The following is a 13,104-nucleotide window of genomic DNA, read 5'->3' as shown; positions in this document are numbered from 1 at the left end:
CAATTCCAGAGTCTACCATCGTGCGATGGGCAAGGATCTCCGAGCCGATGTTCCGGGAGATTAAAGATTTCTCCCAATCTCATTTAGCCAACAGCGAATATACTGTTTTACGCAAGAGCTTCTCTATCGACACAGGAACCGTCATGCATAAGATCGTCCCCCTCGTTCTGCTGGTGATCGCCGGGTGCACCAAAACTTCCGCGCCCGCACTTCCTCCCACCGCTGGTGACTTTGTAAAGAACAACGATGGTGTTGGGACCGCGCAGGTTTTTGGGATCGACTTTAGCGTCCGCGCCAACTCGAGCGGCGTGAGTACCGACGATACAATTAACGCCGATTTCACCGATCCTAAGCAGTCTCGCGCTAGCAAGCGATTCACTTTGGGGGACGATGTCGCGATTCAACTCGAAAGCGTGAATGCATCGGAGGTCCGATTCCAGTTCAATGACCAGGACTTCGGAATCCTCAAGGTCGGCGACAAGGTCGTGATCGATGACGAGCGAAACGTCGAGGTCAACGGAACGCCACGTTCGCCACAGCCCGCCGAATAAAGCTAGAGTCCGGTAGGGTACGGTGCCGTTCTACTGGATTTCTCGGCCAGGATGGGCTAAAAGTTTGTTGCCAAGACTCCACCCCGGGCAACGAATAGATTCGCAAATGGACATCAAAAATTCTGGAACGCACCCTGCCCTGCTCCCTGCCACGTGGCAGGTGCCGCAAGTCTTCCGCCACCGCCTTGGTCATAAGGCGGGTCGCCAGCGAATCATGCAGGCCGATGGGCATCTGCTGATCATCTTGCACGCCCCGCCCGACTCCGAGGATCAGGAGCGTGCGGGCCGTATCTTCTGGCGTGACCCCGAGGGGAATTGGATGCCGAAGGGGTTGCGGCATGGCGACAGCGCGCTGGCGGAGCTCATCGCCGAATACGACAAGGTGATCGACGACCTCGACGAGCGCGAGAACGACGCGACGTCGGCCGAGGAGTACTTTGAAATCCTGAAGGACCTCAACCCTCTCACGCGATCGGCGAACAACTTGCACGACACGCTGCAAAAGGCCCGCGAGGCGGTGCCCGACGATCGGCAACTGCTGGTGCTTCGCGACGCGGCGTACGCGATGGCTAGACGTGTGGAAATCCTGGCAGCCGACACGCGGCATGGTCTCGACTACCAAATCGCCTTGCGTGCCGAGCATCAAGCCGAGCACGCCGAACAGATGGCGATCGCATCGCATCGATTGAATTTGCTGGTGGCGTTCTTCTTCCCCATCGCAACGCTCGCGGGGATCTTCGGCATGAACCTCTACAACCCACTCGAAGAGTGGTCGGAAAAGAGCGGTGCCTTCTACCTGATCCTGGTGCTCGTGGTCGGCCTGGCGATGGGCTTCGTACTCACGGGCTTCGTAACCCGCCCGGTTCCCGAAGGTCAGAAGCGAAAGAACAGGAACAAGAAGTAGTTAGAGAGGTAACGTGTTGGGTGGCTGTGGACGAGTTCCACGAGCCCAAAGAAGTTGTCGAGCTAATCGCCGCTACTGGGAAAGAAGAATTAGTCGCGGATGAACGCGGATTTGGCAGGATTTGCGCGGATCGGAGGCAAGTTCACTTCAAGATCGAACGCAACTTCTCAGACCGATGTTGGCCTTCGAGCAACAAATCCGCGACCATCCTGCACGATCCGCGTTCATCCGCGACCTATTCTTCTTGACTTAGAGTCTGCAATCTCTGGGGGCTCGTGGAACTCGTCCCCAGCCACCCTTGTACTGCGAGAACGCTACAGCAGTTCGTCGAGTTGATCCACTAGCGACTCGAAGTGTTCGAGGGCGGTGCGGACGGGTTCGGGTTTCTCCATGTCGACGCCGGCGTCGCGCAAGAGATCGAGTGGGTACTTCGAGCAGCCACCTTTGAGGAACGAGAGGTAGGCGTCGAGTTCCGGCTTGCCCCCTTCGAGCACGCGCTTCGACAGGGCGATGGCGGCCGACATGCCGGTGGCGTACTTGTAGACGTAGAACGCCGAGTAGAAGTGCGGAATGCGCAGGCATTCGAGATCCAGCTCGGGGTCGAGCGTGAAGTCGGGGCCGAAGTACATCGCGAGCAGCTTGTGGTACTCGGTCTTGAGGCACTCAAGCGTCAGCGGCTCGCCCGACTCGGCGAGTTGGTGCGTGATCTTCTCGAACTCGGCGAACATCGTCTGGCGAATGATGGTGCCACGAATGTCGTCGATCGCGCGGTTAACGAGGTACGCCTTTTCCTTGTCGCTCTTCGCGCGGTCCAAGAGGTACTTGCCGAGCAGTTCTTCGTTGAACGTGCTCGCCACTTCGGCGACGAAAATGGTGTAGTTGTAGTACTCGTACGACTGGTGTTTCGACGAGTAGTAGCTGTGCATCGAGTGCCCCGCCTCGTGCGTGAGCGTGAACACATGGTTCAGCACGTCGGGCTGATAGTTCATCAGGATGTACGGCGCCCCGGCGAAACTGCCCGAGCTGAACGCGCCGCTTCGCTTCCCCTTGTTCGGGTAACGATCGCACCAACGAGCCTTAGACAAACCATCGGCCAGCACCCGGCAGTACTCGTCGCCGAGTGGTTCGAGCGACTCGACGACCTTCTTCACCGCTTGATCCCAAGTGTGGGTGACGTTCAGCTCGCTGAGAATCGGCACGTAGGTGTCGTAGTGATGAATGTCCTTGAGCTTCATCTTCCGCCGACGAACGTCGAGGTACTTGTGCACCGCCGGGAGCTTGCTGTGCACCGCGTCGATCAGGCTGTCGTACACGGCGACCGGTACGTTGTCGGCAAACAGCGACGCCTCGCGGGCACTCGGGAAGTTCCGCGCACGGGCATAATAGACATCACGCTGAATCGAACCCGAGAGCGTGGCAGCTAGGGTGTTCTGATGATCGACGAACTCGGAGTAGTACTGGTGGAATGCTTTTTTGCGGACCTCGCGCTTCGGCGAGTTGAGGAACGCCGAGAACGACGAGTGGCCGAGCTCGATGGTCTCGCCCTTCTCGTTCTCCAGGTCGCCGAACTTCATGTCGGCGTCGGTGAGTTGGCGGAAGGCCTGATTCGCAGCACCGGCCATCTCGGTCTGCATCGCCAGCAGCTTCTCTTCATTGTCGGTGAGCGTGTGCGGCTTGAACCGCACGAGCCGCTCGAGCATCAGCTTGTAGTGCGCGAGTTCCTTCGAGCCGAGGTACTGCTTGAGCTTCGCCGCCGACAGGGCGAGGATCTCGGGGCGAATGTAGCTGGCGGCCTGACCGGCTTGGCTCGCGGCGTTGGTGTAGCGACCGACCATCCGCTGGTAGGTGCTGTTCGAAGTGTCTTCGGCCGTCTTGAGGAACGCGTAGGTGCCGAGCCGTTCGCCCTCTTGATCGAACGTGCTATCGAACTTCAGCAGCTTGGCGAGCGCGTCGGGCCCATCGCCCAGCGTGCCGCGAAACGACTCGTACTTCTTGATCTGCTTCTGCCACTTGGTGAAGGCGGCTTCCCAATCGTCGTCCGAGGCAAACAAACTGCCAAGGTCCCAGGTGTCGGCGACTTTGACTTTCGAACGAGGCGGGAGCTTCTTAGTGGCCATATCTTCGGTATTGAGCGTGAGGCGTTAGGAACTGGATCGAGCCCCGCAGCGTAAGCTCGGGGAGATGCGCAGGATAGCACCAGCGGGAGCGTGGGGCTAGATCATGGTGTGGGCATTCTTGTTATGTGATGCGTTCAGGGAGGCCTTGTGCTAGAATCTCTCGCAGAGACGCGAAGACAGCAGAGACTATTTTGATGACGGCCGAAGAACACTTTGATGCTGCCCTTCCTTGTGAGCTGCACGGAGAGTATGCGGCAGCGATCGAACATCTTACCAAGGCAATCGAACTCGAGCCACATTTTCCCGAAGCCTTCTTCAACCGCGCCGGTGCGTGGGAACTCCAAGGTCAAATCGATGCGGCCATTCGTGACTACGAGATGGCAATTGAGCAGGATCCGACCACATCAGACTCGTACCTGTGTTTGGCTAGGCTCTACCTAAACGAAGAAGACGCGAAGCACTTCTGCGCACAAGAGGCCGCTTTCCTCGCCGAACATGCTTGCCACCTCACCAATCATCAGTCCTTTGAGGCTCTGGCGACCGCAGCCAAGGCCTATGCGGCCATGGGACGATATCGTGCCGCAGCCAACCGGCTTCGCTCGGCGATAGCCATTCTCAGCGGGAGCGTAAAGGTTGACTCCCCCTACCTGCCACCCGTCGATGGCGAAGTGTGGCTTGATGAGATGCGAGCAGACTTAAAGACCTACCGTGCTTTTGCCAACAACGCCTGGTGGCGTCGGCTAGTCGGCATGTTCAGGGATTGCTAGGCTTCCCTCTGCCGTCTCCGAGTCTCTGCGTGACATCTGTACGACACCCTACCACCGCACCAGCGCCGTTCCCCACGACAGTCCCGCGCCGAAGCCGCAGAACATCAATAGGTCGCCGCGGCTGATTTGGCCGGCGGTCATCGCTTCGTCGAGGGCGATTGGGATGCTGCCACCCGAGGTGTTGCCGTAGCGGTCGAGATGCACGGGGACCCGGGCGGGGTCGATGTTAAATCCACCGGTGGCGGCGTCGATGATTCGCTGGTTCGCTTGGTGCAGGATCCAGAGCTTCACCTCTTCGCGCTCGTGGCCCCCACCTTCGAGCACCTGGGCGAAGGTGTCTTCGAGTAGCCGCACCGCCCACTTGAACACGGGGCGGCCGTCCATTTCCAGCAGCCATGGGTTTCCCGTAGAGCACTTCGCCGGGTCGAACGGCGTTTTCGCGCCACCCATCCGCCGCAGCAGCACTTCGGTCCCCGCGCCGTCGGCACCGAGCGTGTAAGCGAGCATGCCTTGTTCGGGCGAGCCCTGGGTCAGGATCACCGCGCCGGCGCCATCGCCGAACAGCGGGTAGGTCTTCACGTCGCTAGGATTGAGCGCACGGCTGTTGCAGTCAGCACCAATCACGAGGGCACACTTGCTAGTGCCATTGGCGACGAACTGTGCGGCGGTGATGAACGAGTACATGAAGCCCGCGCACGCGGCGGCGAGGTCCATCGCCGGGCAGTTGAGGCCCAGGCGATGCTGCACGGTCGTCGCGGTTTGCGGCAACAAGTAGTCGGGCGTGAACGTGCCGAGAATCACGAGATCGACGTCGGCGGCCGTGACGCCAGCGGCTTTCATCGCTCGCTCGGCGGCGGCGATGGCCATGTCGCTGGTGGTCATCTCGGGGGGGGCGTGGCGGCGTTCACGGATACCCGTGCGCTGAATGATCCACTCGCTATCGCATCCTAGTGAGGCGAGATCGTCGTTGGTGACCACGTTGTCGGGCACGAAGCTGCCCGTACCCACGACCTGAACGCCCATAAGCCGATGGAGCGGCGGACGGCGTATTTCGATTTTTGTTTCGGTCGTGTCTCCCAATGAAATCGCCTTTCCAACGGTGCTAACCCCCAACGTCTCTAGTCCCCGCAAGGTACGGTGTTGCGCGAAAAGGGGCAACCCCGGCAGGCTAGTTCAAGCCGACTTCCGCCGGCGAACGGCCGCCTCATACAGGTGCGCGTTGCCCTGCTTACCCACTTGCCGAACCGCGCCGATCTCGCGAAAGCAGTACGCCATCCGCTGGGCCACCCAGCGGTCGACCCCCATCCGCTCGGCAAGATGACCAGTGTGGAAAGCTCGCGGTAAACCGGTGGGGACCAGCCCCCAGAGGTCGCCAGCGGTGCGGAACGTGTGCTTCGACCGCACGGCCACCAAGTGCTGATCCTCGCATTGGTGGTCGCCACGCCGCCAACGACGCCGCCGACCATGCCCGGGGAAGCGGTACTCCTCGATATCCACCAGCAGCACTTCGAGCGACAACCGGCGATGCGGGAAGACGTTCGAAAAGTGAACCAAGTCGTCGAAGATGTCGAGCAACTGCCCCCGCTTGGGACTCTGCCGCCGCGAGACGATCTTGCCACCCAAAGCATCCCGCTTGATGAGGACCTTCGAGGCGACGATCGGCTTCACGACGCGAACCGTGTGCCCCGCGAGCAGCGTGCGGATCTTATCGCGAATCGCCCCCAGTCCTGCGTGCTGGATCTCGATGAGTTCCTTCCCCACCACCGCGTCAATGCGATAGTCGCCAAGGCGAACCTCCACCTGCCCGGTGTCGCCCGCGTAGAGGGCCTTCAGTTGTTGGTGGAGAGAGGTTTCCATACGCGATGTTCCGAACTCCTGACATCCTGAAGGAGCCTAAGCGACTGAAGGATCTCCTTCGCCATTTGTTCAGACGTTAATCAACTGGGGGCTCGCAGGACTCGTCCCCAGGCACCCGGAGTTTCCTTCAGGGGCGAGATTCTTCGGGGAGCTCCACTCCCATCAGAATGACAATGTCATGCGCCCACTTTAATTCCAAAGTCTTCCACCGTGAACAACGTTTCCAGCTTGTAACCCTTCGCCTCGAACGCTTCGCGGCCACCTTCCAGGCGGTCGACGATCGCCAGTACGCGTTCGACCTTCAGGCCCACCGCTTCGCAATGTTCGATGGCGGCAAGGCTTGAACCGCCGGTGGTCACCACGTCCTCGACGATCACCACGCGCTCGCCCTCTTTGTACGGACCTTCGACGAACTTCTTCGTGCCGTGACCTTTGGCTTCTTTGCGAACCATGATGCCACGCAGCGGCTTTTGCTGGACACCGGCGAGCGTGAGGATCGAGGCCGTGATCGGATCGGCACCAATCGCCATGCCACCCACCAGCTCGGGCATGTCGTGCTCGATGAACTCGAGCATCCCCGCCGCGACCGATGGCAGCGCCTCGGCCAGCAGTGTCACTTGGCGGCAATCGAGGTAGTAGGTCGCCTTCTTCCCACTCGCGAGCGTGAAGTCACCGAACTTCAGGGCGTGCTGGCGGACGAGGCTCTTCAGGTGTTCGCGGTCGTACATGGTCGGGCTCCCAAGTGGATCGAAGTAGATTGCCTGCTAACTTCGTCCATCCAGCCACGTGTGGCAAGGGCCGCTTTGCCGGCGAAAGACTGGCGACGTCCGACTGCCTGGGACTGACTACCGGCGAATAATCACCCGCGAACCAATCGACAGGATGTCGAACAGGTCCTCTTGGTCGGTTGGGGCCACAAGAATCGCACCGGCGGTTACGGGGCTGCTGTCCGACGGAGGTCCGATGACGAGCTGCGGTCCACCGACCTGCCCGCCGACGGTTTCGAGCACCAGTTGCTTCGAAGTCGCACCAGGGGCAGAGGGCATTTGCTTCTGCGTGATCACCCATTCCCCTTCGGTCGTGGCTTGGCCTTCGGTCTTCACGCTAAACCGGCCGGCGTAGCGTTCGGCAACCATCAAAGCAAGCTGCTGACGTTCGACATCAACCACGGCGAAGAATGGACCGCGGAGCACCTTGAGTTCCTGCCCCGGCGTGACCGCCGACGGCTCGGCGACCCCATTGATCTTCGCGAGCAACTGCCAAGGTACATTGTACTTCTGCGCGATGGTCTCGAGCGTTTCGCCCGGTGCCACGCGATGCGGGGCTTCGAGGCGGTGTTCGTTGCTGTAAATCACCGAACCGGCGAGCTGTCCAAGCAGAGCATCGACTTCCTGCTGCTCCTGGCTCGTGAGCGAACGATCGCCATACCACTGAGTGAGCAGTCGATGCGCCTCTTCGATCTTGCCGGCGCCGAGTGCCGCATCAATCTCGGGAAGCGCCGCAGCAAACGCCGAACCTTGCGGCGAGAACTCACGGGCCGCACTCGCGGCCATTTCGGAATCGGTCGACTCGGGACTGACTGGCTCGGTGGCGGGCAATTCATCTATCGGTGGCAAAGCGTTGATCGATGCCGCTGGCGGTGCGCCCGCCAAAGCCGCGTCGGCGATTTCGCTCGACGGATCAGCAACGGGAGCGGGTGGAGGAATCACAGCCGGCACCGGAGGAACCTGCGTCCCGAGCGACGGCACATTGCCCGAAATGGTGCCGGTCGAAGGAGCATTGTTCATTGCATCTGCCGCCGGAACAGTCGTCGGCAGCGGAGGCAACTCGGGCATCGCGCTCGAACCATCCGCGCTAAGCGGCGCAGCGGGGATCGCGGCGACGGGATCGGTCTTGCCGTTCGCCTTCGCTTCACTCTTCTCCGTCGCGTTCGTTCCAGTCGGCGGCGTCGGCAGGAACGCCGGGGGCGCGCTCTCGCTCGCTACGGCATCGTCACCTAAATCGAGGTCGAGTGGAGGCACGCCTTCGAGCGCGAGTTCCGACTCGCTCGTTTGTTCCAGCGTCGGCGCGTTAATGCGGGTCCACAAGAAGTACCCCAGCACCATCAACATCGCAATGGTGGCGAGCGGACGAATGGCACTCATCGATTCGGTCCTCCATGACCTGTAGCAGCCATCCGATACGGCTGCCGAAATTTGATGATAGGTTCGTTGGCCTCTGCCGAGGCGTCAACTTGTTTTATGGGTTACGATAGGAGCTGACGCGTGAGTTCTTCGTTTCAGCTTTTGGTGGGCAACAATCTGCAATGTACGATTACGACTCGGACGACGACCTGCTGAACGAGAATCCCGACGACGACTGGCAAGCCGACGAGGCGTATGACGACGACGAACCGGACGAACTGCCCTGTCCGAACTGCGACGCATTGATCGCCGAGGACTCGGTGCGGTGCCCGATCTGCGGCGAGTACGTCACGTGGGACACCCGCGCGTGGACCGGCAAACCCTGGTGGTGGATCGTGCTGGGACTCGCGGGAATCATGGCCTTCATCGCATCCGTCATGGCAACTATAGGACTACTCTAAGCGCAGCGCTACCTGAGCTTTGGCGCGGGATGGTACGAGAAACCCAAACGAGACGCCATGCCAATCACGCGGCGGGGTGCCATCGGTGCTAGCAAGGAACTGATCGTGTGAGCCGGGGCGTCCCCGCCCCCGGAAAACGAACTGTTGCGATTCGGAACACATCCGGGGCCAGGGACGGCCCGGCTCGCTGGGCTGAAAGTAGAAGGAACGATGCCTCCCACCAATTCCCCGAAGGGGAAACACATCCTAGCCCAGGGCAAGCAAAGGCGAGGTACGAGCCAATGCGTCGCCCTGGGTAACGGTCCAATAGTCGGATGCGGTCGAGTAGAATGCACGACATCGGCCGGAGCGTTGACGAGACCGCTATGAAGCCCGCGACCGAATCCTTGTGGGAGCACACCGATGACCATCAATCTCGAAGCAATCTACGAAGATGGCATCTTCCGGCCATTGTACGCCCAGCGTATTCCACTTGCAGATGGCACGAAGGTGCGGATGACGGTTGCCACGGCGGTGGAGAATGCACTGCCAACCGAACTTCATCTAGCTGCGAAGGTGTACGAAGGTCTGAGTAAAGACGAGGTTCATCAGATCGAACAGATCGCGACTGGAGCCTAAGTTGTTTGCCGTATGGACTCGAAGAAGTGCGGAAATGAAGCGCCGGAGGACGGCCCGGCTCGCTCAACTCACTCCCCACTCCCCTTCGCCCCGCGCAACTTCTCGCGAATCACTTCTAGCCGTTCCGCTAGCTCCCGTTCAAATCCTCGGTCCGTCGGATGATAGTACTCGCGGTCGACTCCCAGGTAGTCTTGCGCCGCGACACCACCTTCCGCGTCGTGGCTGTACTCGTAGTCGACCGCGTTGCCTAGCTGTTTGGCACCGGCGTAATGACCATCTCGCAAATGCCGCGGCACCGGCACCGTGCGGCCTTGCTGGATGTCGGCTCGCGCGGCGGCAATGGCCGTGGTTGCGGCGTTCGACTTCGGCGCGCACGCCAGATAAGTCACCGCTTGCGACAAAGTGAGCTGGCACTCGGGGAGGCCGATGAACTCGGTGGCCTGCATCGCCGACACCGCCACGTGCAGTGCCCGCGGGTCGGCGTTGCCGATGTCCTCGCTCGCCAGAATCACGAGCCGCCGGCAGATGAACCGCACGTCCTCGCCCCCTTCGAGCATTCGCGCGAGCCAGTAAACGGCCGCGTCAGGATCGCTGCCGCGGATGCTCTTGATCAAGGCACTCGCGCAGTCGTAATGCTCGTCGCCACGCACGTCGTAGTTCACCGCCCGACGCTGCACGGCCGACGCAATTAAGTCCTTCGTCAGCTTAACTGGTCCCGCCTGGGGGTTGCTCGACATCACGGCAATCTCCAGCGTCGAAAGTGCCTGCCGAGCATCCCCATCGCAGATCTCGGCCAGGAACTCGATGGCAGCGGGATCGACATCGATCTTGTATCGGCCCAGTCCGCGATCGCGATCGGCAATCGCTGTGTGAAGCAGCTGCGAAATGTCGTCCGTCGTGAGCGGTTGAAATTCAAACACCCGGCTGCGACTAATGAGCGCCGAGTTCACCGCGAAGAACGGATTGGAAGTCGTCGCCCCCACCAGGATCACCACACCATCTTCCACGTCGGGTAAGAGTGCGTCTTGCTGCGAGCGATTGAAGCGATGGATCTCGTCGAGAAACAGCAGCGTCGGCTGCCCACCCGTCGCCACGTTGTCGCGGGCCTCGACCAGCACTTCGCGAACTTCCTTCACACCGCTGGTCACGGCACTCAGTTGCCTGTAGCGATACGAAAGATGCGATGCGAGCAGCTTGGCGAGCGTTGTCTTGCCGGTACCTGGTGGTCCGTAGAAAATCACCGAGCCGAGTTTCCGCGCCTGGAGCAATCGCCAGAGCAGTTGCCCTTCGCCGACCAAGTGCTGCTGACCCGCAAACTCCGCAAGCGTTCGTGGTCGCATCCGCGCAGCCAGGGGTGCCACGCGGTTAAGGTTACTGGCTTCGGCACTGGCGAATAGATCGGACATGGGACACTCGAGGCGAACTACAACTCAATCGGGCCGCCGCGTGGCAATCGATGGCGGAGCGGGCACTCCTCGCACTTGGGGCGGCTCCGGCAGAACTCGTTCCCTACGCGGACGATTAGGGCGTGGTATTCATTGTACAACTGCGAGTCGACTGGCAACCGGCGTTCGAACAACTGCTGCATCTCTGGGTACGCGGCCGGCGGCGCAAGCCAACCATGCCGCAGCAAAATCCGCCGGGTGTAAGCGTCGACAACGAACTTTGGCATCTCGCCTGCGTACAACAGGATCGAGTCGGCCGTTTCAGGTCCGACACCGTTCACTTCCAGCAGCTGCCGTCGGGCCTCCTCAAGCGGCAGCGCAAACAACCCGTCGAGTTCGCCATCGTGATTCGTGATCAAGTATTCCAGCACGTTGCGAAGTCGCTGTGTCTTGACGCGAAAGTAACCGGCCGGCTGCAACAACTGCTCGAGCTTGGGAACCTTCACCGCGTACAGTCGCTTGATGTCCATCAAGTCGTGCTGCTTGAGATTGGCAATCGCCCGCTCAACATTCCGCCACGCGGTGTTCTGGACAAGCACGGCGCCCACTACCACTTCGAACGGCGACTCGCCAGGCCACCAATTCTGGGGGCCCAATGCTGAGTACATGTCGTTATACAATTCGATGGGTGGTGGTAAACGGCGCGGCATGGGCAAGTAGTAGTTGCGAGACCAAATTCGTCAATAGCGAATCGAATAGATTTTCACCGATGTAGAAGCGACCTTTGTAGCCTTTTGCGCGGCAAGGTATAATTCACTCAGTGGCATCGCGAGGCAAACGAAAACATCGTTCGATCTCAAGGCGTTGCCATCCTTGCCAGCACTCCGTTATACCCCGCCCTACCCTTCCTTTTAACTGCTGCCGACCCGTGATATCCGCCCGCCCCAAAATCGCCGACTTGGTGTTTCAGTTTTACGGGCGGTCGCTCCATCCCGAGTTGTTCGAGGTGCAGCGCGAACGCAAGGTCGAGCGGACCGCCTACACGGCGACCATCAAAATCACCAGCACCGGTCACGCCATCTGCTGGCAACAGCCTGAAGGACTGCTGCTAACCGAAGTCGCCACTTCGGCACTCCACGACCTGCCGATCAAGCGTCGGCTGATGTCGCAGCGTGTCCGTGGCGAGCACGACGACCGCATCGAGTGTGCTGGTGGGCTCGTGTACCAGACCGAACTCTCGCTCGAACACGCCGATCACTCGACCATTCGCAGCTACCAGCAGGAACTCCAACTGGCCGGTGAGAAGCACAGCGTGCTCTACCAGTTCGAGTCGGGTGGCCGCGTCGGCCTGGGGGCCTTCAGCTACATCCACTTCGAATCCCGCGCCCGGACGCTTCGCATCCAAGCCCTGCACACGTTCCCCGAAGATGGCGTGATCCTCAAGAGCCAATCGCTCTTCACCCTGCCCGCCACCGTGTAATACCACAAATCTTTGTGGGAGGGCTCTCCGAGCCCGATGTTTAGGTGGGCAGCCCCTCGACGAACTCCTCAATCGCGCGATTCACCGCCGCTGGGTTCTCCATCGGACTCATGTGCCCGGCGTCTTGGATCTCGACGAACTTCGAATTCGGTGTCGCCGCGGCCATCGACTTCATCTCATCGCGCGTGCTAATCACGTCGTCCACGCCTACCACGTATAATATGGGAACGTCGATCGTCGGCAACAGCGGCGTGCTATCGTCGCGGTGAGCCATGCCACGCTGCGCCGCGGCGATCGCGACGGGATCGGTTCGACCGATGACGCTCACAATCTCCTCGACCAACTTCGACGAGCCCGCCATGGTCGCCGGACCGAAGAGTTTGCCTGTCATCAAATGCGCCACGTGCGCCGAGCCCCAGCCCTCCACGCTCTCGGCCATCTTAAATCGCGTTTCCTGCGTTTGCGGCGTGTCGGCCGCGGCCCGGGTGTCGCACATCACCATCGCCCGCACGCGATCACGATGCCGCCGGTAAAGCTGCCACAAAATGTAGCCCCCCATCGAAAACCCCACGAACGTCACCGGTCCCGCGATCTCCTTCTCGTCGAGCAGCGCGGCCACGTCGTCCGCGTAGTCGCCGAGTGGAACGCCTGTCTTCGCTGCGATGGGCTCAATCGAAGACTGCCCGAAACCACGCAGGTCGGGGGCAATCACGCGATAGTGCTGCGAAAGGGCCTCGGTTTGAAACCGCCACATCGTGTGATCGAGCGGAAACCCGTGAAGCAGAACTAGCGTCTCCCCTTTCCCTCGATCAATCGCGTGCAGCGGAACCGTCATGGCAAA

The 13,104-nt window shown here is 60.6% G+C and carries 14 protein-coding genes; 6 read left to right on the top strand and 8 right to left on the bottom strand.

The genetic code is table 11. The features are described from left to right. Positions 1 to 143 precede the first annotated feature (143 nt). Both SH292x_RS05160 and SH292x_RS05155 read left to right on the top strand, forming a co-directional pair. Positions 144 to 551, top strand: a complete 408-nt coding sequence (locus tag SH292x_RS05160) for a hypothetical protein (RefSeq protein WP_442484518.1) — start codon at positions 144 to 146, stop codon at positions 549 to 551. Positions 552 to 657: 106 nt separating this feature from the next. Next, positions 658 to 1,455: a CorA family divalent cation transporter gene (locus SH292x_RS05155; RefSeq protein WP_442484517.1), complete on the top strand. Its 798-nt coding sequence runs from the start codon at positions 658 to 660 to the stop codon at positions 1,453 to 1,455. A gap of 314 nt (positions 1,456 to 1,769) precedes the next feature. On the opposite strand, the gene pepF is transcribed toward SH292x_RS05155, so the two are convergent. Then, positions 1,770 to 3,572 (bottom strand): oligoendopeptidase F, encoded by a 1,803-nt coding sequence (gene pepF, locus SH292x_RS05150; RefSeq protein WP_442484516.1) that lies wholly within the window; start codon positions 3,570 to 3,572, stop codon positions 1,770 to 1,772. Positions 3,573 to 3,766: 194 nt separating this feature from the next. Between pepF and SH292x_RS05145 the strand changes: the two genes are divergently transcribed. Beyond that, positions 3,767 to 4,339 (top strand): tetratricopeptide repeat protein, encoded by a 573-nt coding sequence (locus SH292x_RS05145; protein ID WP_442484515.1) that lies wholly within the window; start codon positions 3,767 to 3,769, stop codon positions 4,337 to 4,339. 48 nt (positions 4,340 to 4,387) lie between these two features. Here SH292x_RS05145 and SH292x_RS05140 read toward each other — a convergent pair whose 3' ends face one another. From SH292x_RS05140 to SH292x_RS05125, 4 genes are all read right to left on the bottom strand, one after another. Further along, on the bottom strand, positions 4,388 to 5,362 hold the full coding sequence (locus SH292x_RS05140) for a beta-ketoacyl-ACP synthase III (RefSeq protein WP_442484514.1): 975 nt from the start codon (positions 5,360 to 5,362) through the stop codon (positions 4,388 to 4,390). 150 nt (positions 5,363 to 5,512) lie between these two features. Beyond that, positions 5,513 to 6,196 carry a hypothetical protein gene (locus SH292x_RS05135; protein ID WP_442484513.1) on the bottom strand — a complete coding sequence of 228 codons (684 nt, stop codon included), beginning with the start codon at positions 6,194 to 6,196 and terminating at the stop codon, positions 5,513 to 5,515. Positions 6,197 to 6,372: 176 nt separating this feature from the next. Further along, entirely contained in the window at positions 6,373 to 6,924 is a 552-nt protein-coding gene (gene pyrE, locus SH292x_RS05130; protein ID WP_442484512.1) for an orotate phosphoribosyltransferase, read from the bottom strand. A 117-nt stretch (positions 6,925 to 7,041) separates the two neighbouring features. After that, entirely contained in the window at positions 7,042 to 8,340 is a 1,299-nt protein-coding gene (locus tag SH292x_RS05125; protein WP_442484511.1) for a LysM peptidoglycan-binding domain-containing protein, read from the bottom strand. A 161-nt stretch (positions 8,341 to 8,501) separates the two neighbouring features. On the opposite strand from SH292x_RS05125, the gene SH292x_RS05120 reads away from it, so the two are divergent. After that, positions 8,502 to 8,780, top strand: coding sequence for a hypothetical protein (locus SH292x_RS05120; RefSeq protein ID WP_442484510.1), 279 nt, complete (start codon positions 8,502 to 8,504; stop codon positions 8,778 to 8,780). A gap of 402 nt (positions 8,781 to 9,182) precedes the next feature. Further along, a complete protein-coding gene (locus SH292x_RS05115) occupies positions 9,183 to 9,398 on the top strand; it encodes an antitoxin AF2212-like protein (RefSeq protein WP_442484509.1) in 216 nt (71 codons plus the stop codon). 68 nt (positions 9,399 to 9,466) lie between these two features. Here SH292x_RS05115 and SH292x_RS05110 read toward each other — a convergent pair whose 3' ends face one another. Continuing rightward, entirely contained in the window at positions 9,467 to 10,804 is a 1,338-nt protein-coding gene (locus SH292x_RS05110; protein WP_442484508.1) for a replication-associated recombination protein A, read from the bottom strand. Positions 10,805 to 10,821: 17 nt separating this feature from the next. Further along, positions 10,822 to 11,451, bottom strand: a complete 630-nt coding sequence (locus tag SH292x_RS05105; RefSeq protein ID WP_442484507.1) for an endonuclease III domain-containing protein — start codon at positions 11,449 to 11,451, stop codon at positions 10,822 to 10,824. A 260-nt stretch (positions 11,452 to 11,711) separates the two neighbouring features. Here SH292x_RS05105 and SH292x_RS05100 point away from each other — a divergent pair, with 260 nt between their 5' ends. After that, positions 11,712 to 12,263 (top strand): DUF2617 family protein, encoded by a 552-nt coding sequence (locus SH292x_RS05100; protein WP_442484506.1) that lies wholly within the window; start codon positions 11,712 to 11,714, stop codon positions 12,261 to 12,263. A gap of 40 nt (positions 12,264 to 12,303) precedes the next feature. Here SH292x_RS05100 and SH292x_RS05095 read toward each other — a convergent pair whose 3' ends face one another. Beyond that, the gene (locus SH292x_RS05095) at positions 12,304 to 13,098 is read right to left on the bottom strand and encodes an alpha/beta fold hydrolase (protein ID WP_442484505.1); all 795 of its coding nucleotides are present in this window, start codon (positions 13,096 to 13,098) and stop codon (positions 12,304 to 12,306) included. Positions 13,099 to 13,104 lie beyond the last annotated feature (6 nt).

The sequence above is a fragment of the Aeoliella fuhlenseeensis genome, assembly GCF_052161615.1.
Lineage (GTDB): Bacteria > Planctomycetota > Planctomycetia > Pirellulales > Lacipirellulaceae > Aeoliella.
The sequence above is the reverse complement of the archived record's forward strand: the minus strand, read 5'-3'. Positions and strand labels throughout refer to the sequence as shown.

What these genes read in the sequence shown, in the direction of transcription:
- SH292x_RS05160 (WP_442484518.1), top strand. Translation starts at nt 144, where the DNA reads ATGCATAAGATCGTCCCCCTCGTTCTGCTGGTGATCGCCGGGTGCACC.
- SH292x_RS05155 (WP_442484517.1), top strand. Translation starts at nt 658, where the DNA reads ATGGACATCAAAAATTCTGGAACGCACCCTGCCCTGCTCCCTGCCACG.
- pepF (WP_442484516.1), bottom strand. Translation starts at nt 3,572, where the DNA reads ATGGCCACTAAGAAGCTCCCGCCTCGTTCGAAAGTCAAAGTCGCCGAC.
- SH292x_RS05145 (WP_442484515.1), top strand. Translation starts at nt 3,767, where the DNA reads ATGACGGCCGAAGAACACTTTGATGCTGCCCTTCCTTGTGAGCTGCAC.
- SH292x_RS05140 (WP_442484514.1), bottom strand. Translation starts at nt 5,362, where the DNA reads ATGGGCGTTCAGGTCGTGGGTACGGGCAGCTTCGTGCCCGACAACGTG.
- SH292x_RS05135 (WP_442484513.1), bottom strand. Translation starts at nt 6,196, where the DNA reads ATGGAAACCTCTCTCCACCAACAACTGAAGGCCCTCTACGCGGGCGAC.
- pyrE (WP_442484512.1), bottom strand. Translation starts at nt 6,924, where the DNA reads ATGTACGACCGCGAACACCTGAAGAGCCTCGTCCGCCAGCACGCCCTG.
- SH292x_RS05125 (WP_442484511.1), bottom strand. Translation starts at nt 8,340, where the DNA reads ATGAGTGCCATTCGTCCGCTCGCCACCATTGCGATGTTGATGGTGCTG.
- SH292x_RS05120 (WP_442484510.1), top strand. Translation starts at nt 8,502, where the DNA reads ATGTACGATTACGACTCGGACGACGACCTGCTGAACGAGAATCCCGAC.
- SH292x_RS05115 (WP_442484509.1), top strand. Translation starts at nt 9,183, where the DNA reads ATGACCATCAATCTCGAAGCAATCTACGAAGATGGCATCTTCCGGCCA.
- SH292x_RS05110 (WP_442484508.1), bottom strand. Translation starts at nt 10,804, where the DNA reads ATGTCCGATCTATTCGCCAGTGCCGAAGCCAGTAACCTTAACCGCGTG.
- SH292x_RS05105 (WP_442484507.1), bottom strand. Translation starts at nt 11,451, where the DNA reads ATGTACTCAGCATTGGGCCCCCAGAATTGGTGGCCTGGCGAGTCGCCG.
- SH292x_RS05095 (WP_442484505.1), bottom strand. Translation starts at nt 13,098, where the DNA reads ATGACGGTTCCGCTGCACGCGATTGATCGAGGGAAAGGGGAGACGCTA.